Raw genomic sequence first — 19,469 nt, 5'->3', positions numbered from 1 at the left:
GCCACTTGGCGTATTCCGGCCGGCACCCCCGCTGCCTAAGCTGCGTTCATCCGATGAGGGAGGGCCTTGTCGGAGCCGTGTTCGCAGACCTGGAGCGTTCCTTATGAAATCCTCTCGTCGTCACCTCGTCAAGACCTTGTCCGCCGTGGCGCTCGGCGTCGCCGCCTTCGGACTGCCGGCGGCACACGCGGCCGAGACCATCAAGGTCGGCGTGCTGCATTCGCTGTCGGGCACGATGGCGATCTCCGAGACCGTGCTGAAGGACGTGGCCCTGATGGCCATCGACGAGATCAACGCACAAGGCGGTGTGCTCGGCAAGAAGATCGAGCCGGTGGTGGTCGACCCGGCCTCCAACTGGCCGCTGTTCGCCGAGAAGGCCAAGCAGCTGCTGGGCCAGGACAAGGTGGCCGCGGTGTTCGGCTGCTGGACCTCGGTGTCGCGCAAGTCGGTGTTGCCGGTGTTCGAACAGCAAAACGGCTTGCTGTTCTATCCGGTGCAGTACGAGGGTGAAGAGCTGTCGAAGAACGTCTTCTACACCGGCGCCGCCCCCAACCAGCAGGCCATCCCGGCGGTCGAATACCTGATGAGCAAGGACGGTGGTTCGGCCAAGCGTTTTGTGCTGCTCGGCACCGATTACGTCTACCCGCGCACCACCAACAAAATCCTGCGCGCCTACCTGAAGTCCAAGGGTGTGGCCGATGCCGACATCCTGGAGGAGTACACCCCCTTCGGCCACAGCGACTACCAGACCATCATTGCCAAGATCAAGAAGTTCTCGTCCGAGGGCAAGAAGACGGCCGTCGTGTCGACCATCAACGGTGACTCCAACGTGCCCTTCTACAAGGAGCTGGGCAACCAGGGCCTGAAGGCGACCGATGTGCCGGTGGTGGCCTTCTCGGTCGGCGAAGAGGAACTGCGCGGTGTCGACACCAAGCCGCTGGTCGGCCACCTGGCGGCCTGGAACTACTTCATGAGCGTGAAGAACCCGACCAACGACGAGTTCATGAAGAAGTGGGCGGCCTACGCCAAGGCCAAGAACATCGCCGGCCACAAGGACAAACCGCTCACCAACGACCCGATGGAAGCCACCTACATCGGCATCTACATGTGGAAGCAGGCGGTCGAGAAGGCCAAGAGCACCGACACCGACAAGGTCATCGCCGCGATGGCCGGGCAGACCTTCAAGGCGCCGTCGGGCTTCGTTGCCAAGATGGACGAGAAGAACCACCACCTGCACAAGCCGGTGCTGATCGGCGAGGTCAAGGCCGACGGCCAGTTCAACGTGGTGTGGAAGACCAAGGGCCCGGTGCGGGCCAACCCGTGGAGCCCCTACATCGCCGGCAACGACAAGAAGAAGGACGAGCCCGAAAAGATGTAAGCGCAGCGTGATGCAGGGTGGCAGCGGCGAGCGCTGCTGCCACCCGCTGCGCACCAGAACCAAGGCAGAGGCGCACCGCGGTGCGCACCGACCGGAGGGACGGCGAGTGATCGTGTTGAACTGTGCCGCGCGCCTGCTGCGGGCTTGCGCCTGGGCGGCCCTGCTGGCCGCCGGCAGCGCCGCCGCACTGACGCCGCAGCAGCTGCGCGCTTTGGCGGGCGGCGACAACGACGAGCGTATCGAGGCGCTCAACCAGGCGGCTGCCAGTGGCGACCCGGCCTTGCAGACCTTCGTCGAGGCGCTGCTGCGCGACGAGGTCAAGCTCGCTGGCGAGCAGGTGTACATCGTGCAGGACGGCAGCGCACGCGACGCGGCGACCGGGGCGCCCGCCCAGCTGCCGGCCGAGGCCGAGGACGTCGTCAATTCCAACCGCATGCGGCGGGCGCTCGAAGGCGCGCTGGCGGCGCTCAAGCTGTTTTCGCCCGACGTGTCGCGCCGCGCGCAAGCGGTCGACGAACTGCAGGACAAGGTGGACGAAGCCTTGCTGCCCCTGCTGGACAAGGCCGCCGCCGCCGAGACCGACGAAGACCTGAAAGCGCGCCTGCAACGCATGCGTGCCACCGTGCTGATCACCTCCGACGACAAAGGCAAACGGCTCGAAGCCGCCCAGGCCCTCGCTGACAGCGGCCAGGCCGCGACCCGGACGCTGTTGCTGGGCCGGCTGGAGAAGGAGGGCGACAGCTTGGTCGAGCCCGATGCGGAGGTGCGTGCCGCCCTGCAATCGGCCTTGCGCCAGGTCGAAGACCGGCTCGCCTGGGGCGAGCGGCTGGGGGTGCTGTTCTCCGGGGTCAGCCTGGGCAGCATCCTGCTGCTGGTGGCTTTGGGCCTGGCCATCACCTACGGCCTGATGGGCGTCATCAACATGGCCCATGGCGAGTTGATGATGATCGGCGCCTACGCGACCTATGTCGTGCAGTACCTGTTTCGCAGCTGGATGCCGGGTCTGTTCGACTGGTATTTGCTGGCGGCCATCCCGGCGGCCTTCCTGTGCTCCGCCTTGGTGGGCGCCGTGCTCGAACGCGGCGTGATCCGCTGGCTCTACGGCCGTCCGCTCGAAACGCTGCTGGCCACCTGGGGTATCAGCCTGGTGTTGATGCAGGCGGTGCGCTCGCTGTTCGGCGCGCAGAACGTGCAGGTCGAGAACCCGGCCTGGATGAGCGGCGGGCTGAGCGTGATGAGCAACCTCACCTTGCCGTACAACCGGCTCGCCATCCTGGCCTTCGCGGGCCTGGTGCTGCTGGGCATGAGCTTGCTGATCTCGCGCACCCGGCTCGGGCTGTTCGTGCGCGGGGTCACGCAGAACCGACCGATGGCCTCGTGTGTCGGTGTCAACACCGCGCGCGTCGACACCTATGCGTTTTCGCTCGGTGCCGGCATCGCCGGGCTGGCGGGCTGCGCGCTGTCGCAGGTCGGCAACGTCGGGCCGGACCTGGGGCAGAGCTATATCGTCGACTCGTTCATGGTGGTGGTGCTCGGCGGTGTCGGCCAGATCGCCGGCGCGGTGTATGCGGCGCTCGGCCTCGGCATCCTGAACAAGTTCATCGAAGGCTGGGCCGGCGCCGTGCTGGCCAAGATCCTGGTGCTGGTGTTCATCGTCGTGTTCATCCAGAAGCGCCCGCAAGGCCTGTTCGCGGTCAAGGGCAGGAGTGCCGAGGCATGAGACATCCCGTTCTTCTTCCCCGACCCCACGCCGGAGCTTGTAGATGAGCGCTGTTCTTTCCACCCCTGCCTTCAGGCCCTCGCCCGGCTTCCTGCTCGGCCGGCGCGCCTGGTCAGGCGTGCTCGCCGCGGTGGTGGCGGTGGTGCTGGTCGCACCGCTGCTGCACCTCGCGCTGCCGCCCGGGCATGCCTTGCACTTGAGCGACTACCACGTCAGCCTGATCGGCAAGATCATGTGCTACGCGATCTGCGCCCTCGCGATCGACCTGATCTGGGGCTACACCGGCATCTTGTCGCTCGGCCATGGCGTGTTCTTCGCGCTCGGCGGCTATGCGATGGGCATGTATCTGATGCGCCAGATCGGCCGCGACGGCAACTATGCGGCCGATCTGCCCGACTTCATGGTGTTCCTCGACTGGAAGACGTTGCCGTGGCACTGGACCTTCAGCGAGTCGTTCCTCGCGCAGGCGCTGCTGGTGGTGCTGGTGCCCGGCGCGCTCGCCTTCGTGTTCGGCTACTTCGCCTTCCGCTCGCGCATCAAGGGGGTGTATTTCTCGATCATCACCCAGGCGCTGACCTACGCCGCGATGCTGCTGTTCTTCCGCAACGAAACCGGCTTCGGCGGCAACAACGGCTTCACCGACTTCAAGCGTTTGCTGGGCATGCCGCTGGCCACGCCCGGCATGCGCATCGGCCTGTTCGTCACGACCGGGCTGACGCTGATCGGCTGCTATCTGTTGGCGCGCTGGATCGTCGGCAGCAAATACGGCCGGGTCTTGCAGGCCATCCGTGATGCCGAGACCCGGGTGCGCTTCTCGGGCTACGACCCGCTCTGGTACAAGCTCAGCATCTGGGTGCTGTCGGCGGTGATGTGTGGTGTGGCCGGTGCCCTGTACGTGCCCCAGGTGGGCATCATCAACCCGGGCGAGATGTCGACGGCTGCCAGCATCGAGATGGCGGTGTGGGCGGCAGTCGGCGGGCGGGCCACGCTGATCGGCCCCATCGTCGGCGCGTTTTTTGTCAACGGCGCGAAGAGTTGGTTCACCGTCGCCTTCCCCGAGTTCTGGCTGTATTTCCTCGGTGCGCTGTTCATCGCGGTGACGCTGTTCCTGCCGCAGGGCATCGTCGGTCTGTTCAAAGGCCGACGCCGCGACGACCCGGAGGTGCGCTCATGACACCCGATCTGATGCAGGCCGGCGCGGCGGTGCGCCGCCGGCATACCGAAGCCGGCGGCTCGGGCGGGCGCGAGGCGAGCTACGGCCGGGTGCTGGCCCCGGGCCAGGTCGACCTGACCCACGGCGCCATCCTCTATCTCGACGACATCACCGTCAGCTTCGACGGCTTTCGTGCGCTCAACCAGTTGTCGCTCAGCATTGGCGCCGGTGAGTTGCGCTGCATCATCGGCCCCAACGGCGCCGGCAAGACGACCCTGATGGACGTCATCACCGGCAAGACACGGCCCGACGCCGGGCAGGCCTGGTTCGGCTCCACCATCGATTTGCTGCGCCTGAGCGAAAGCCGTATCGCCCAGGCCGGCATCGGCCGCAAGTTCCAGAAGCCCACGGTCTACGAGCAGCTGACGGTGTTCGAGAACCTCGAGCTGGCGCTCAAGGCCGACCGGCGGGTGCGGGCGTCGTTGTGGTTTCGGCTCGGGGCCGAGCAACTCGACCGCATCGGCGAGGTGCTGGCGCTGATCCACCTGAAAGACCAGGCCCAGCGTATCGCCGGGCTGCTGTCGCATGGGCAGAAACAATGGCTGGAGATCGGCATGCTGCTGATGCAAGACCCGCAGTTGCTGCTGCTCGACGAGCCGGTCGCGGGCATGACCGACGAAGAGACCGAACGCACCGCGGAGCTGTTCTTGTCGCTCCAGGGGCGCCACTCGCTGGTGGTGGTCGAGCACGACATGAAGTTCATCGATGCCCTGACCCGCGGCAGCGGGCCCGCCAAGCGGGTGACGGTGCTGCACGAGGGCAGTGTGCTGGCCGAAGGCACGCTGGCCGAGGTGCAGGCCAACGACAAAGTGGTCGAGGTCTACCTAGGACGCTAGATGCTAAAAGTCGAATCCATCCATCAGTACTACGGCGGCTCGCACATCCTGCGCAACGTCGGTTTCGAAGCCCGGGCCGGTGAGGTCACCGTGGTGCTCGGGCGCAACGGTGTCGGCAAGACCACCTTGCTGAAGAGCCTGATGGGCCTGGTGCCGGTGAAGAGCGGCAGTGTGGTGCTGGACGGCCACGACGTCACCCGCGACAGCCCTTACGAGCGGGTTCGCAAGGGCATGGGCTATGTGCCGCAGGGGCGCGAAATCTTCGGCCGGCTCACGGTCGAAGAGAACCTGCGCATGGGCCTGGCGAGCAAGCCCGGGCGCAGCGGCGTGCCGGCCGAACTGTTCGAGCTGTTCCCGGTGCTCAAGCAGATGCTGCAGCGCCGCGGCGGCGACCTCTCGGGCGGCCAGCAGCAGCAACTCGCGATCGCCCGCGCCCTCGCGCCGGGCCCGAAGCTGCTGATCCTCGACGAGCCCACCGAGGGCATCCAGCCGTCCATCATCAAGGACATCGGCCGCGTGATCCGCCAGCTGGCCGAGCGCGGCGACATGGCCATCGTGCTGGTCGAGCAGTACTACGATTTCGCCGCCGAACTGGCCGACCGCTACCTGGTGATGGAGCGGGGCGAGGTGTTGCGCCAAGGCGCCGGGCGCGACATGGCGGCCGACGGGGTGCGGCAGCTGATGTCGATCTGACGTCTCTGCCCTCAGGTCCGCCACACCCGCGGTTCGACGTCGCCCGCGTTCCACAGCAGCCGGCGCCAGCGCCGGCGCACCGCCTGCAGCAGTGCCCACAACGGCTCGGTGCGGCCGGCCAGCGCGCGCAGCACCACCAGCCGCGCGTCGAGTGAGGTGACGCCGGCGCGCGGCACCGGGGAGTCGCCGCCCAGGTCTTCGCGCGCCGCGTCGACCAGCGCTTCGAGCTCGGTGCGCTGCCAGGCGTTGCCGCTCGCACACCACATCGTCGCCAGTGCGGTCTGGCCGTCCCAGCCCAGCGGGCTGTCCAGCAGGCGTTCCCAGCCGGGCTCGTCGGTGTCGATCACACCACGTTCCAGCCACACGCCGGGCCATTCCAGGTGCTGCTCGAAACGCCCGTGCAGATAGGGCTTGCCCGCGGCCGGCAGGCCCAGCGCGAGCACGTCCCAGCCGATCATCTGGCCACCGGGCGCCAGTTCGAACTGCAGCCGGTTCACCGCGCGGCAACCGTCGTAGGCGATGGTCTCCAGCGGCAGCCATTCGAGGCGGCCGCCCTCGGCCACCTGTGCCGTCAGCGACTGCCGGGCCTCGTCGCCGGCACTGCGGTAGAAGCGCGTGGCGCCGGGTGTGGTGACCAGGCCATGGGCGCCGGCATCGACGCGCACCTGCAGGTCCAGCGTGTCGCCGCCGACGATGCCGCCGGGGGCGTGCACCAGCACGTGATGGCAGATCTGCGGGCCTTCGGGATGAAGGCCGGCCAGGACCCGCAGTGGGCCCTCGTGCCGGTCGAGGGCGGTGGTGCGTTGACCGTCGTAGCGGTAGTGAAGATCGAGGTGGCCGTGCCAGCCCATGCAAGGTCTCGGCACACGGCCGCGCAAGGTGAAGCCGTCAGTGTAGGTGAGCCGGATGTTCAGCCGCCGCCGGCGAACCGCCTCAGCCCGCCCAGGTCAAGCACCGTCAGGCCGCGGTTCTCGATGCGGATCAACCCGGCTTGCTGCAATCGCTGCAACGCGACGTTGGCGCGTTGGCGCGAGACGCCCGACAGCAGCCCCACCTCGGCCTGCAGCAGATCGACATACGGCCCGGGCTCCGGGTAGAGGTCGGGGTTGAACAGGCTGGCGACACAGCGGGCCACGCGCGCATCGGGCCCCAGCAAACGGTCGTATTCGAGCAGCCCGATGAACAAGCCGAGCCGCGCGTTGAGCAGGTTTTGCAGGTAGTGGTTGAACGGCAGGCTGGTGGCGCGCAGCCATTCGAAGCTGGCCGCCGGCACCAGGGCCACGCGGGTGTCGCGGATCGCGATCACGTCGTAGCGCCGCAATTCCTTCTTCAGCAGTGAGCCTTCGCCGAACCAGGCGCCGGTGCGGGCGCCGGTGAGCGTCGAGGTGCGGCCTTCGGGCGAGGTGACCGACATCTTGGCCAAGCCGTGGAGGATGCCGAGCCAGTGCTCGGCCGGTTCACCGTTGCGGGCCACATAGCCGCCCGCCGGCACTGTCACCTCTTGCGCGTCGCGGGCCACGCGGTCGAATTCACTGGGCGTCAGATTGCGCCCCCAGCCGGAGCTGCGGAGCATGTCGGTCAAGCGGGTCATGGGGGTCAAGGCGGCGAAATGCAAGCCGCGAAGGGACATCGGTCCATTGTCCCTCACGTTCATGCCAGCTGTGCGGCGAGCACGCGGGTCTCGCCGGCCTCGTCCTGGACCGGGCGCACGGGGCGGAAGCGGCGCTGCGCCTCCAGTCGTTGCTGCATCGCGCGGCCCTGTCCCAGGCCCACCTCCACGGCCAGCCATCCCCCTGCGCGCAGGAAGCGCGGTGCCTCGCGCACCAGCCGGTTCAGCAGCGCGATGCCCAGCGGCCCGCCGTCGAAGGCCAGGCGCGGCTCATGGCCGGCGATCTCGCCGGGCATCGCGGCCAGCCGGCCGCTCGAGATGTAGGGCGGGTTGCAGACCAGCAGGTCGACCTCGCCGAGCAACTCGGGGTCGAAGCCGTCGAGCAGGTCACAGCAGCGCCAATCGATACGCGAGGACAGGCCGAGGTGGTCGGCGTTGCGGCGCGCCAGGTCGAGCGCTTCGGGCGACAGGTCGGCGCCGTAGACGCGGGCTGCGGCGGCGGTGCCGGCCAGCGCGAGCGCCAGGTTGCCCGACCCGGTGCAGACGTCGATCGCGACGGGCGCCGCGCGGCTGTGCACCAACTCGCCGAGCAGTGCGCAGGCCGTGCGCCCGAGCAACTCGGTCTCGCGGCGCGGGATCAGCGCTTCGGGGCCGGCGAGCAGTTCCATCGCCATGAAGTGCTGCCGGCCGGTCAGGTGGGCGAGCGGGCGGCCGGCCAGGCGCTCGCCGACCAGGGCGTGCAGCCGTTCGCGCTGCGGGGCCGTGAGCGGCGGCAGCGCGGCGGCCGCTGCGGCCTGGGCCGACAACGGCCGGCCGGCGGCCAGGTGCCACAAGGCGCGCAGCGTGTTGGCCGGCGTTTCTTCAGGCTTGTCGGGCTGCTGCTGCAGGCCTTGCTGCAGCGCCTGCGACAACTGCGCGAACAGGCCTTCGGCCGCCTCGCCGAGCGCGTGCGTGTCGGCAGGCTGTCGCAAGGCCGGCCCGGTCATGCGCACACCTCGTCGACCGTCTCCACCAGCATCGGCCGCGCATGCAGATACGCGGTGCTGCGGCGCTTGGCTTCGATGTCGCGGTAGATGAACTGCACCGTGTCGAGGTCGAGCGCGAGCGCCTCGGCCAGATCTTCGGGCGGCACCTGGTGACGGTGGGCCCACAAGGCGAGGTCCATCTGCGCGTAGGGCAGCGCGAAATAGAACTCGTCCTGCCCCTGCTGCAGGCTGTAGGTGTCGGTGGTGGGCTGGGCCTGGCAGACGCCCTCGGGCAGGCCTAGATGGCGCGCCATCGCATAGACCTGGGTCTTGTACAGATGGGCGATGGGTTTCAGGTCGGCGGCGCCGTCACCGTTCTTGACGAAAAAGCCCTGGTCGTACTCGAGCCGGTTGGGCGTGCCGATCACCGCGTAGTGGAGCCGGTCGGCATGGCAGTACTCGACGGTCTTGCGGATGCGCTGCTTGTAGTTGGTCGCGGCGACGATCTGCAGATACTCCCTCAGCGGCAAGCGGGCCTCGTGCTGCTCGCCGTCGGGCGATTGCACCACCAGCTTGAAGCAGTTGATGCGCCCGGCAGTGCCACCGGCGATCGCCAGCTTGCTCTTCCACGCCGGGGTGTAGGCCGGGAACACCGCGCGCATCGCCGCATCGCGCTGCCGGTAGCACCCGAGCGCCTGCAGCGCCGGGGCGATGTCGTGCAGCTCGTAGGCGATGCCGAGGTGCTCGGCGACGCTGCGGCCGAGGTCGGCGCTGCTCGCGCTCGAATCCAGCTCGGGCAACAACAGCCCGAACACCTTGCCGGGCCCCAACGCCCGCACCGCGAGCGCGGCACACACCGAGCTGTCGATGCCGCCCGACAGCGCCACCACCGCGCCGCGTCGGTGCAAACGCTGCGCGATGCCGTGCCGCAGCCAGTCGGCGATGCGCTGCGCCTCGCGTTCGCAGTCGAGCGCGAGCACCGAGGTGTCCAGACGCACCGTGGTCTTGCTGCTCATCGCCGCCAGCTCAGTGCAGCGTGAGCTTGCGGCTCACATAGGCCTCGATGTTGTCGAGGCTGTCCAGGTTCTCCGGCACCATCTCTTCGTCTTCGACGCGGATGCCGAAGGCCTCCTCGAGGTAGGTGACCAGTTCGAGAAAACCGGTCGAATCGATCACGTGGTGTTCCATGAAGGAGTCGCTGTCGGCGAACTCGGCGCCTTGCGTCCCCATCAGGAAGTTGTCGAGGATGTAGGCGCGGACCTGCTGCTTGATGGCGATGGGCATGTGGTGCTCGTGAAGTAAAGAACGGGGCGGGAAAAATGGTGGTGATGTCGGGTGGCTCAGGCGAGGCCGGTCTTCTTGATCTTGCCGGTGTCGGTCTTGGGCAGGCTGTCGACGAACTCGACATAGCGCGGCGCCATGAAGCTCTCCAGGTGGGCCAAACAGTGTTTGATGACGTCGCGTTCGCTCAGGTTGCAGCCAGGCCGCAAGGCAACCACGGCCTTGACCGCCTCGCCGAGCACCGGGTCGGGCACGCCGACCACGGCCGCTTCGCGCACGCCGTCGAGCGCATACAGCACGTTCTCGACTTCGCGCGGGCTGACCTTCTCGCCGCGGCTCTTGATCACGTCGTCCTTGCGCGCGACGAAGTAGAGATACCCTTCGGCGTCACTGCGGAAGATGTCGCCCGAATACAGCACGGATTCGCCCGGCAGCGGGCCTGGCTTGAGGCGTTCGGCGGTCTCGGCCGGTTTTTCCCAGTAGCCGCGCATCACGTGGCTGCCGCGGATCACCAGCTCGCCGGTGCTGCCGTGCGGCAGGCGCTGCCCGTGCTCGTCGACCAGCCACAACTCCTCGTTGGGCATGCCGCGCCCGACGCTGGTGGGGCGCCAGTCGAGCTGGTCGGGTGGCAGATAGGTGACGCGCTTGCACTCGGTCAGGCCGTACATCGAGAACAAGGTGGCCTGCGGGAACAGCGTGCGCAGCCGCGCGATGTGGGCTTCCGACAAGGCCGCCGCGGTGTTGGTGATGAGCCGCAGTGCCGACAGGTCGGTCGACGCCAGCAGCTGTGGCAGCTCGAACAGCATCGAGAACATCGTCGGCACGCCGGGGAACACCGTCACGCGCTCGCGCGCCATCGTCTCCAGCACCTTGGCCGGAAAGCTGAACGAGCGCTCGAGCACCACCGTGGCGCCGAGGCGCAAGGCCATCAGCACCTGGTACAGGCCGTAGTCGAAGGCCAGCGGCAGGGCGCACAGGATGACGTCGTCCTCCCGCAAGCCAAGGTAGCTGCTGACCGAGGCCGCGGCGGTGCGCATGTTAAGGTGGCTGAGCATCACCCCTTTGGGGAAGCCGGTGGAGCCGGAGGTGTAGACGATGGCGGCCAGGTCCTGGTCGATGGTGGCGACGGTGGGCAGTGGCACGGCCGCATCGGCCGAGGCCAGGGTTTGCTCGCGAGCGTCGCTCGGGCCGTCGCCACGCACGCTGCCGGCCACGGCGCACAGCCGCACACTGCTGTTGGCGGCCAGCGCAACACGGTAGACCGATGCCAGCGTGGCCTGCGTGATCAGCGCCGACGCCCGTGCGTCGTTGAGCAGATAGGTGAGTTTGTCGGCCTTGGTGAGCGGGTTGACCGGCATGAACACCGCGCCGATCTTGAGGGCGGCATAAACGCCGGCCACCATTTCGACCCGGTTGTCGAGCAGCAGCGCCACGCGGTCGCCGCGCTCGATGCCCGCACGCTGCAGCTGCGCTGCGAAGGTCGTGGCAAGACGGTCGATGTCGGCGTAGCTGTGGCGTTCGGCGCCGCAGATCAGGGCCGTCTTGTTCGGGTGCCGGCGCACCGAGGCTTCGAAATCGTCGTGGAGCAGCATGCAGGGCAGCGACCGGGCGGTCAAAGAGATGGGGCGGCCGGCGCGAGCATCTGCTCGTGCAGCAGCATGGTGGAGACGATGCCGACGAAGGCCATGTTGTCGCCGAAGCCGATCGCGCGGCCGGCACGGCATTTGTCGAACAGCTTGCCGACGGCGACCGGGTCGAAATAGCCGGCTGCGCGCAATCGGGTCGGGCTCAGCAGGTCTTCGACATAGTCGACCGGGCGGCCGTCGTGGAAGAAGCTCTGGCTGTCGGGGGCGCGGTAGGGCTGCTTGGTGCGGCGGCGAATGTCTTCGGGGATCAGGCCGCGCACCGACTGCTTGAGCAGGTATTTTTCGGTCAGCCCGCGCAGCTTCATGCCGGGCGGCAATCGGTTGGCGAACTCGATGACCCGGTGGTCGAGGAAGGGGAAGCGGCCTTCGACCGACTCCGCCATCGCGACCCGGTCGCCTTGCGACGACAGCAGATAGCCCGACATCAGCGTGTGGGCCTCCAGGTACTGGTCCTGGCACAGCGGTTCCCAGTGCTCGATCTCGGGCGGCAGTGCCGAGCGTATCGCTTGCTGTGCATCGAAGCCCTGCAGCGCCTGCTGCAGGTCGGCCGAGAAGAACTGCCAGCAGCGCTGTGTGGTGGTCCAGCGCGGCAGGTGGGCGAAGAACGGCTGCCCGAGGTGCTCGTGGCCCTCGGCGAAAAAGCGCTGGGCAAATCCGCGCGCCGCGGTCGGCGAGTGGCGCAAATAGGGATAGAGGCGGTCCAGCACGCGGGCACGCCAGGCCGAGCCGGGCTGGCGTGCCATGAAGCGGCGTACCTTGGCTTCCTTGAACAGGTCATAGCCGCCGAACACTTCATCCGCGCCTTCGCCGGTCAGCACCACCTTGTAGCCGGCCTGGCGCACCTGGCCCGCCAGCAGCATCAGCGGCACCGGTGCGGTCCGCAGCACCGGCGATTCGATGTGCCGGATGGCGCGCGGAAAGGCCGCGGCGATGTCGGCGCGGGTGCAACGCAGCGAGGTGTGGTCGGTGCCGAGGTGCGCCACCAGCGCCTGCTGGTGGGCGCTCTCGTCGAACTCGTCGTCGTCGAAGGTGACCGAGAAGGTGCGTAAGGGCGCGCTGCTGTGCTCGCGCACCAGCGCCGCGACGATGGCCGAGTCGAGCCCGCCGCTCAGGTAGGCCCCCACCGGCACGTCGGCACGCAGCTGCAGGCGCAGCGCATCGAGCAGCAGCTCGCGCAGGGCCTCGGCGCTGTCCTGCTCGCTCGCCAAAGGCTGCATCGGCGCCGTCGGAAACTGCCAGTCCCAGTAGCGGCGCAGCGTGCGGCGGCGGCTGTCGAAGGTCATCACATGGCCGGGGGGCAGCGACAGCACCCCCTCGAACACCGAACGCGGGGCCAGCGGCGCCCAATAGGTGAACAGCTCGCCGAGCGCACGTGTGTCGAGGCGGCGCGGCACGGCCGGGTCGGCAAACAAGGCCTTGACCTCGGAGGCGAACAGCAGCCGGCCTTGCTGCCAGGTGTAGAACAGCGGGCGGATGCCGGTGCGGTCGCGCGCCAACAGCAGGCGCTGGCGTGTCGCGTCCCACAACGCGATCGCGAACTGGCCGTTCAAGTGCTCGACGAAGGCCTCGCCGTGCTCGGCATAAAGGTGCACCAGCACCTCGGTGTCGCAGCGGGTGCGAAAGCGGTGCCCGCGCGCCTCCAGCTCACGCTGCAGTTCGCGGTGATTGAAGATCTCGCCATTGAAGACCACCGACACCGTGCGGTCCTCGTTGTGCAGCGGCTGGGCGCCGCCCTCGGGGTCGACGATGCTCAGCCGTGCATGGGCCAGGCCGACCGGGCCCTGCGTGTACACACCGCTGCCGTCGGGGCCGCGGTGCCGCAGCCGGTCGATCATCGCGCGCAGCGCCTCGGGCTCGGGGCCGCGGGTGGCTTGGGGGGCGTAAATGCCTGCTATGCCGCACATGCCGCCGCCCTAGTCGTCGTCGCGGTCGAACGCGGTGATGTAGAGGCTCGCGGCATCTTCCCAGGCCGTCTCCTCGCCATGCGCGAGGAAGATCGGCGTGCGGGCCGGACGCGGCACAAAGCCGGCGCGCCGCAAGGCCCCGGTGATCTGGGGGCGTCCGTAGAACTCGAGAAACACGGCATGCGCACGCTCGCGCCGGGCCACGTGGCAGAACCCGGCCAGCAGGCGGTGCGTGTCACGGTCGGGGTCGGCGCAGAAGAAGTCGCTGATCAGCACGTCGTGTCCGACGCTGCGCCAGGCCACATAGCCGCAAGGCTGGCCGTCGGCGTCACTCGCCAATGAAAGCTGCCAGCCGGCGCGCGCCGGGTAACGCCAAGCGAGCACGGCCGGCGACCGCTCCGACAACAGCAGCTCGGCCGGCCGACGTTCCCACAGCTGGGCCAGCCCCGGGTCGTCGGCGCGCACCGCGCGCCAGCTGCAGGCGTTGGCGTGCCGCCGTTGGCGCACGGCGTCGAACGCCCGCAGCAGCAGGTCGGCCGGCGCGGCGAGCCAGGGCTGCAGCGGCTTCGGCACGCGCTGGCGCAACAGCAAGCCGCTGCTGAGCAGCTTGGCGTAACGTGTGGCGCCGCCGACCCGGACCATGCCAGCGCGGGTGCACACCGGCTCGGATTTGCTGTTGGGAAAACCGTAGACGAAATCGAAGCGCGACTTGCCCACCGCGATGCAGCGGCGCATCAAGGTCAGCGCCGGGCCGAGCGAGCGGTGCGCCTGGCCCACCACATAGTCGGCCATGCCGGCGGCGTGCAAGGGCTGGCTCCCACGCCAGAAGACGCGCGCATGCAGACACTGCACCCCGACCGTCTGCGCACTCGCTTGCTCCTGCAGCAGCACGCAGGCACCGGGGCCGGCCGGGTTGCCCAGGTAGCTGCGCTGCAGCTTGGCCTGCGCCAGCGCGGCCGTGTAGTCCGGCAGGTTCTGCGCCCACAACGAGGCGAGCGTGGCCTCATTGCCGGCGATGGCCGATTCTTCGGCGATATATCTTGTTGAGCGCATGGCTGACGACCGCCACGGACGCACCCGTGCGACGGCACCGGCCTAGCATTGCCGACGCCGACCCGACGCCCCGGGTGCGCCCCCTCGGCGCTGCCCGGGCCCTCTCCGTGGACCCCTTCTCCTTTTGCCGGCGATCGTAACAGTCGGTACAGCGGGCGGCAGCGCCCACCCCCGCAGGCGGGGGGGCAGGTCGGGACCTGTGTTCTAGGGGGCTGAAGTCGCGTGAGCGACAGTCCGCATGGCGGCTGTGCGCGCTGACTTCCGAGGACCTTCAGCGCGGCGGCGGGTGCAGCGTGCCGCCGCTGTCGAGCCGGTGCTCGCTGGGGGCCCGGCCGGTCCAGCGACGAAAGGCGCGCGTGAAGTTGGCCGGGTCCTGGTAGCCGAGCAAGGCGGCGATGTCGGCCACGCTCAGGGTGCGTTGCGCGATCAATTGCAACGCACGCCGACGCCGCGCGCTTTCGAGCAGTGCCTGGAAGCTGGTGCCGTGGGCTTGCAGCCGGCGCTTGAGGGTGCGCTCGGACAGATGCAGGCGCGCCGCGAGCTGCGGCAGCGCGGGCGGGCGCAGCAACTCGAGTTCGAGTTGCGCCTGCACCCAGCCGGGCAGATCGGCATCACCGCCGACGCCCGCGTACTGCAGCTCGTGCTCGCACTGCCCGACGGCCTGCGCTTGTGCATCGCGGTTGTGCAGCGGCAGCGCTGCGTCCAAGCAGGCGGAAGGGAACACCATCCGATTGGACGATTGCCCGAACAGCACCGCCGGCAGCTGCTCGCGGTAGGCGGCGAAGTGGGGTGGCTCGTCATGCTGGAACCACAAAGCGAGCCCGGGCGACGGCGCGCCGAGCAGCACGCCCAGCGCGCGGGCGGCGCCGGCCAGCATGGCTTCGAGCAGGATCTGCCGGACCGGGCCCATCGGGGCCAGCTCGCGCACCTCCAGCGCGGCGACATCGGCCTCGACGTGCAGGCTGAACACGAGGTGGCGTTGCCGCAGGCCCGAGTAACGCATGCCCAGCTCGATGGCCTCGCGCAAGGTGCGGCAGGTCAACAGCGCATAGCCCAGAAAACCGTGGGTGCTGGGATGCAGGCGCAAGCCGAGGGCGAGGCCGATGCCGGGGTCGCCGGTCACGCGCGCCGCCTCCAGGACCATAGCGGCATAGGCCGCAGCGCTCAGGTGGGCGGTGGGCGGCGCGAGGGCGGAGGCCGAGAGGCCGCCGGCTTCCAGCACCGAGGTGGTGTCGTGGCCGCGCTCGGCGACGATGTCCAAAAGCAGCGCCGGGTAGGCCCCCGCCACGCTCGGCTCGTCGGGCCCGGGCGGCGGCATGAAATGTGGCGCGGTGGAGGGACGGTGGCCTGCCATGACAAGTATTCTGGCGCGCGCACCCCTCACGCGCCAGCCTCATGCGACCCAAGAATCGGCGCCATCGGCACAGACGACCGGGAGCTCGAGATGGTGCAAGTAGACGTGTTCTGGGCCTGGGGGCTGGGCGCCAGCCTCGCGATGGCGGCCGGGCCGCAGCTGCAAAAGACGGCGAGCCCGCTCGACAGCCGCTATTTCTCGCAGACCCTGCTGTTTCTCGCGCTGGTGTGGGCGCCGACCGGGATGTATTTGCTGTTGCGGCATCCGAGCTGGGAGACGATGCAGGTGGCGGAGAGCTTCATGGCCTTGCCACCGCTGCTCGTGCTGGCCTTCGGCATCACCAATGTGAGCCAGGGCGCACTAGGGTTCGCCGTGGGCGCGTGGTTGATTCGGCGGCGTCGTGCGCGGGCGACGCACCTGAACTGGATGGTCGGCTACCTCGGCATGTTTGTCGTGCTGGTGCACGGCTGGGACGGCCTGGGCTACGACCGCTTCTTGTACGACCGCGGCGCGTGGCCAGGGGCGCCCGCCTGGACGCCAGGTGCCGGCGCAACGCCCTCGACGCTGCTGCAGGCCCTGCTGGGCTTTCTCGGGAGCGGCGTGAACCGCAGCTTGCTGGCGTGTGGCCTGTTCCTGCTGCCGGCCTATTTCTTTCTGATGGTGCGCTGGGCGCAGGCCGGTCAGCGCGAGGCCGGCTCGATCGCCCCCTCGCCGGCACGGCTGATCGCCACCCTGCTCGGCACGGTGTTCGGCGTCTGCCTGGGCGTGGCGGTGCTGGCGTCGGTGGTGGTGCGAGGCGTGGCGCGCTGGTGGCCGCTAGACCTCGGCATCGGCCCGGACGCAGCCGGCCTGTTGGGCTTGGTCAGTGCCTTCGCACTCGGCCTGGCCGTGTTGTGGTGGACGCTGCACTCTGGATGGGGGCCCGCTGCCCGGCTGCTGGCGCCCTGGCCGGGCTCGGCGCCCGCACGGCGCCTCACGGGTGGTTCTGGCGGTGACGGCGGGCATGACGCGTGGGGCGGCCGTCGGGGCGGGTTCGAACTGGGCAAATGACAGGGCAGGAGGGCTCCTCGTGGCGCCTCAAGGGGCATGCGCCGGGTTGGGTGAGGACCGGTTCTGCCCCCCCGTGCAATGCTGAAGCGCCTCACGCACCTGAGGTTCCCAGGACATCCGTCCCGGCTTGGTCCTTGCCGCGTGTGGGAGTTCCTGCAAGAGATCGAGCGCAGCCTGCTGGTTCACGCAGGCCTCCTGGTGATCGCGATCCGCCGCCGCAGCGCTGCCGCCCGGGCTCCTAGCGCGTGCCTCCAGGGCCAGGCCGAGGTTGAGATGAGCGCTGACTTTGCACGTTCGGGCGGACAAGTCCATGCGGGCGCCTTCGGGCAGGTCGTCGATCAGCGAGATGGCGGTGCGCGCGGCCTTGATGGCGCCCGCGACGTCGCCCTGGTGAAGCAGCGGTTCACTGGTGTTGTCGGTCGCGATGGCGAGACCGATCCGGACGTTGACCGCGCCAGGGTCTTTGGCCAGCATGGACGCATGCAGGTCGATCGCCTGTCGGCTTTCGTGCAAAGCTTGCCGGACGTCGCCCAAGCTCCAGAACACGTGACCCAAGTTGAGATGCGCCACGGCGAGTTGGTTGAGAAAACTCAGACGATCAGGGTTCAGTCGATGCAACCGCTCTAGGATGGCCAAGCTCTTGCGGTGATATGCGATGGCTTCCTGAAAGGCCTGGGTGTCGGTGAAGTACTCGCCGCGGGTGGCATAAGCGCCGGCCAAGAAGGCGGCAGGGGTGACGTCGGCAGGGTCGCGTTCGACGGCCGCCTGAAACAAGCGGATGGCGGTGTCGGACGTGGTGAGGTAGGCGTCGCGATCGCCTGCAAGCAACTTGAGATAACTTTGTCTCGAATACAGCTTCGCGAGCTGTAACTGGTTCTCGTGAGAAGGGTCCGCGTCGGTCAGATCGTGGCTCACCGACAAGCCCTTGCGATAGATGGCATCGGCCTCGTTGAACTTGCCAAACGCCCGCAACAGCGTGCCCTCGTACTCGCAGACCTGCGCCAGCGCCCGCTGTGTCGCGTGCAGGTCGGCGCCGCGATCGCGAGGGGAGGCGATCAGCGACTCGAGCAGGACCCGCGCGTTCCCGTAGTTGGACAGGGCCCCCTTCGGATCGCCCTGGTTCGGTTCGCCGCCGGCACTTTGCACATCGGCGACCCTGCGATATCCGGCGGCCACTTCAAGCAGCAGCTTCGCGTCGGCACCCGCGTCCTGCCTCAGCTTTTGCAGATACGCCAACGCCTTCTCCACGACCATGCGACGAGCCGCAGTCGCACCGGGTAGATCGCGGATGGCGTCGTGGATGTCGAAGATGAACACGTTGGCCAGTTCACGCACGCTGCCGAAATGACGCTCTGCACGCTCGCGCTCGCGATGTGCCACGTAAGCCTGATAGGTGGCAAAGGTAAGGCCGCCCACCATCGCCAGATTGGCGATCAGCACCGCCGCCACCGCGAACCGATGGCGCAGCACGAAACGCCCGGTTCGGTAGGTCCACGCGCCGCTGCGCGCGTACACCGGCAACTTCTCCAGATGCCGAAGAACGTCGTCGGCCAACTGCTCGGCACTGGCATAGCGCAGCGCCGGGTCCTTGCGCAAGGCCTTCAGCACCACCGCGTCGAGGTCGCCCGCCAACCGTGCTCTCAGTTCACGGTCGGAGACGGCTTTGCTAGGGCGCGTCGGCTCCTCGTCGCAGATGGCCTTCGCCAGCTCGTAATCGCTGTTGGTCTGGGCTGCCAGGTAGGGTGAACTGCCGCTCAAAAGCCGGTAGAGCACCACGCCGAGCGAATAGACGTCGCTGGCCGGGCCGACCTCCCGGCCTTGCACTTGCTCCGGGCTGGAGTAAGCCAGCGTCAGGATGCCTTGCGCAGTCGAGGTGCTGGTGCGCTTGGGATGGTCGGTTGGCGCAAGCCGTTTGGCGATGCCGAAATCCAGCAGTTTGACCACCCCGTCGTCGGTCACCAAAATGTTGCTCGGCTTCAGGTCTCGGTGTATCACCCCTTTTCCGTGCGCATGGTGAACCACTGCGCACACGGTTCGGAACAGTCGCAAACGCTCCTCGATCGATAACCTCCGACGCTGGGCGTAGAGGTCGATCGGCTCGCCATTGACCAGCTCCATCACGAAGTAGGGTTGGCCATCCTCGGTGACGCCGCCGTCGAATATTTTCGCGAGATGGGGGTGGTCGAGGCTGGCCAGAATCTGGCGCTCGATTTGAAAGCGCGAGACGGCATGTTCACGGTCGACGCTGTCACGCAACAGCTTGATCGCAACCTGCTGCTCGTACTGGCCGTCGAACCGCTCGGCACGGTAGACCTCGCCCATGCCGCCGCGGTCGATCAACGCCACGATGCGGTATGGACCGAGCTGCTGGCCGATGCGTCGAACGTTTTCGACCCGGTCGACCGTCGCCGCGGGCTGGTCGAGCAGGGTGCGGCTGGCGGCCGCCGCGTCCAACAGTGAACGTAGATCCTCGGCCAGCGTCGAGTTGTGGGCCGCCAGGCGGGCAACGAAGACGCGGCGTTGCGAAGGCGATAGCGTCAGGGCCTCGCCCAGCATCCGCTTCATCCGCTGCCAACCGGCTCGGTCGTGGTCTCCGACGGGAGGGGCCTCGGACTTCGATTCGAAGTGCATGGGGGGCTTCGCTGCCAGACAAGGAGGACGCCGGCCTGTTCCTGCGAGTCCTGCGTCTGTCGACACAAGATCGCATGACGAGCAAGCAATCTAGGCAACGCCCTTGCGGGAGTCAAGGCGCCGCCGGGCATCGGCG

General features: G+C 68.3%; 16 protein-coding genes. 6 read left to right on the top strand and 10 right to left on the bottom strand.

Features of this window, described 5'->3' with window-relative positions; translation table 11 throughout:
• Positions 1 to 103 precede the first annotated feature (103 nt).
• The 5 genes from urtA (at position 104) to urtE (ending at position 5,840) form a co-directional block, all read left to right on the top strand.
• Entirely contained in the window at positions 104 to 1,378 is a 1,275-nt protein-coding gene (gene urtA, locus AAW51_RS22095; RefSeq protein WP_047196328.1) for an urea ABC transporter substrate-binding protein, read from the top strand.
• Between the two features lie 106 nt (positions 1,379 to 1,484).
• Positions 1,485 to 3,098 carry an urea ABC transporter permease subunit UrtB gene (gene urtB / locus AAW51_RS22090; protein WP_417903580.1) on the top strand — a complete coding sequence of 538 codons (1,614 nt, stop codon included), beginning with the start codon at positions 1,485 to 1,487 and terminating at the stop codon, positions 3,096 to 3,098.
• A 43-nt stretch (positions 3,099 to 3,141) separates the two neighbouring features.
• Entirely contained in the window at positions 3,142 to 4,272 is a 1,131-nt protein-coding gene (gene urtC / locus AAW51_RS22085; protein WP_047196327.1) for an urea ABC transporter permease subunit UrtC, read from the top strand.
• Entirely contained in the window at positions 4,269 to 5,147 is an 879-nt protein-coding gene (gene urtD / locus AAW51_RS22080; protein WP_047196326.1) for an urea ABC transporter ATP-binding protein UrtD, read from the top strand. The genes urtC and urtD overlap by 4 nt, the downstream gene beginning before the upstream one ends.
• A complete protein-coding gene (gene urtE / locus AAW51_RS22075) occupies positions 5,148 to 5,840 on the top strand; it encodes an urea ABC transporter ATP-binding subunit UrtE (protein WP_047196325.1) in 693 nt (230 codons plus the stop codon).
• An 11-nt stretch (positions 5,841 to 5,851) separates the two neighbouring features.
• Here urtE and AAW51_RS22070 read toward each other — a convergent pair whose 3' ends face one another.
• From AAW51_RS22070 to AAW51_RS22030, 9 genes are all read right to left on the bottom strand, one after another.
• Positions 5,852 to 6,691, bottom strand: coding sequence for an urease accessory protein UreD (locus AAW51_RS22070; protein ID WP_047196324.1), 840 nt, complete (start codon positions 6,689 to 6,691; stop codon positions 5,852 to 5,854).
• Between the two features lie 59 nt (positions 6,692 to 6,750).
• Entirely contained in the window at positions 6,751 to 7,431 is a 681-nt protein-coding gene (locus tag AAW51_RS22065) for a Crp/Fnr family transcriptional regulator (protein WP_047198176.1), read from the bottom strand.
• Between the two features lie 59 nt (positions 7,432 to 7,490).
• On the bottom strand, positions 7,491 to 8,435 hold the full coding sequence (locus tag AAW51_RS22060) for a N5-glutamine methyltransferase family protein (protein WP_047196323.1): 945 nt from the start codon (positions 8,433 to 8,435) through the stop codon (positions 7,491 to 7,493).
• Positions 8,432 to 9,430 carry an NAD(+) synthase gene (gene nadE / locus AAW51_RS22055; protein WP_047196322.1) on the bottom strand — a complete coding sequence of 333 codons (999 nt, stop codon included), beginning with the start codon at positions 9,428 to 9,430 and terminating at the stop codon, positions 8,432 to 8,434. The genes AAW51_RS22060 and nadE overlap by 4 nt, the downstream gene beginning before the upstream one ends.
• A gap of 10 nt (positions 9,431 to 9,440) precedes the next feature.
• Entirely contained in the window at positions 9,441 to 9,698 is a 258-nt protein-coding gene (locus tag AAW51_RS22050) for an acyl carrier protein (RefSeq protein WP_047196321.1), read from the bottom strand.
• Positions 9,699 to 9,754: 56 nt separating this feature from the next.
• Positions 9,755 to 11,287: a class I adenylate-forming enzyme family protein gene (locus AAW51_RS22045; RefSeq protein ID WP_083438729.1), complete on the bottom strand. Its 1,533-nt coding sequence runs from the start codon at positions 11,285 to 11,287 to the stop codon at positions 9,755 to 9,757.
• A 20-nt stretch (positions 11,288 to 11,307) separates the two neighbouring features.
• On the bottom strand, positions 11,308 to 13,245 hold the full coding sequence (gene asnB, locus AAW51_RS22040) for an asparagine synthase (glutamine-hydrolyzing) (RefSeq protein WP_047196320.1): 1,938 nt from the start codon (positions 13,243 to 13,245) through the stop codon (positions 11,308 to 11,310).
• A 9-nt stretch (positions 13,246 to 13,254) separates the two neighbouring features.
• Entirely contained in the window at positions 13,255 to 14,298 is a 1,044-nt protein-coding gene (locus AAW51_RS22035; protein WP_047196319.1) for a hypothetical protein, read from the bottom strand.
• Positions 14,299 to 14,569: 271 nt separating this feature from the next.
• The gene (locus tag AAW51_RS22030) at positions 14,570 to 15,652 is read right to left on the bottom strand and encodes an AraC family transcriptional regulator (protein WP_083438507.1); all 1,083 of its coding nucleotides are present in this window, start codon (positions 15,650 to 15,652) and stop codon (positions 14,570 to 14,572) included.
• A gap of 90 nt (positions 15,653 to 15,742) precedes the next feature.
• On the opposite strand from AAW51_RS22030, the gene AAW51_RS22025 reads away from it, so the two are divergent.
• Positions 15,743 to 16,702, top strand: coding sequence for a hypothetical protein (locus AAW51_RS22025; protein ID WP_047196317.1), 960 nt, complete (start codon positions 15,743 to 15,745; stop codon positions 16,700 to 16,702).
• 27 nt (positions 16,703 to 16,729) lie between these two features.
• Here AAW51_RS22025 and AAW51_RS28500 read toward each other — a convergent pair whose 3' ends face one another.
• Positions 16,730 to 19,333: a serine/threonine-protein kinase gene (locus AAW51_RS28500; RefSeq protein ID WP_083438506.1), complete on the bottom strand. Its 2,604-nt coding sequence runs from the start codon at positions 19,331 to 19,333 to the stop codon at positions 16,730 to 16,732.
• Positions 19,334 to 19,469: the final 136 nt, after the last annotated feature.

The sequence above is a fragment of the Caldimonas brevitalea genome, assembly GCF_001017435.1.
Classification (GTDB): domain Bacteria; phylum Pseudomonadota; class Gammaproteobacteria; order Burkholderiales; family Burkholderiaceae_C; genus Caldimonas; species Caldimonas brevitalea.
The sequence above is the reverse complement of the archived record's forward strand: the minus strand, read 5'-3'. Positions and strand labels throughout refer to the sequence as shown.

Bases quoted from the DNA above. Each gene is read 5' to 3' on its own strand.
- urtA (WP_047196328.1), top strand. From the start codon at position 104: ATGAAATCCTCTCGTCGTCACCTCGTCAAGACCTTGTCCGCCGTGGCG.
- urtC (WP_047196327.1), top strand. From the start codon at position 3,142: ATGAGCGCTGTTCTTTCCACCCCTGCCTTCAGGCCCTCGCCCGGCTTC.
- urtD (WP_047196326.1), top strand. From the start codon at position 4,269: ATGACACCCGATCTGATGCAGGCCGGCGCGGCGGTGCGCCGCCGGCAT.
- urtE (WP_047196325.1), top strand. From the start codon at position 5,148: ATGCTAAAAGTCGAATCCATCCATCAGTACTACGGCGGCTCGCACATC.
- AAW51_RS22070 (WP_047196324.1), bottom strand. From the start codon at position 6,691: ATGGGCTGGCACGGCCACCTCGATCTTCACTACCGCTACGACGGTCAA.
- AAW51_RS22065 (WP_047198176.1), bottom strand. From the start codon at position 7,431: ATGACCCGCTTGACCGACATGCTCCGCAGCTCCGGCTGGGGGCGCAAT.
- AAW51_RS22060 (WP_047196323.1), bottom strand. From the start codon at position 8,435: ATGACCGGGCCGGCCTTGCGACAGCCTGCCGACACGCACGCGCTCGGC.
- nadE (WP_047196322.1), bottom strand. From the start codon at position 9,430: ATGAGCAGCAAGACCACGGTGCGTCTGGACACCTCGGTGCTCGCGCTC.
- AAW51_RS22050 (WP_047196321.1), bottom strand. From the start codon at position 9,698: ATGCCCATCGCCATCAAGCAGCAGGTCCGCGCCTACATCCTCGACAAC.
- AAW51_RS22045 (WP_083438729.1), bottom strand. From the start codon at position 11,287: ATGCTGCTCCACGACGATTTCGAAGCCTCGGTGCGCCGGCACCCGAAC.
- asnB (WP_047196320.1), bottom strand. From the start codon at position 13,245: ATGTGCGGCATAGCAGGCATTTACGCCCCCCAAGCCACCCGCGGCCCC.
- AAW51_RS22035 (WP_047196319.1), bottom strand. From the start codon at position 14,298: ATGCGCTCAACAAGATATATCGCCGAAGAATCGGCCATCGCCGGCAAT.
- AAW51_RS22030 (WP_083438507.1), bottom strand. From the start codon at position 15,652: ATGGCAGGCCACCGTCCCTCCACCGCGCCACATTTCATGCCGCCGCCC.
- AAW51_RS22025 (WP_047196317.1), top strand. From the start codon at position 15,743: ATGGTGCAAGTAGACGTGTTCTGGGCCTGGGGGCTGGGCGCCAGCCTC.
- AAW51_RS28500 (WP_083438506.1), bottom strand. From the start codon at position 19,333: ATGCACTTCGAATCGAAGTCCGAGGCCCCTCCCGTCGGAGACCACGAC.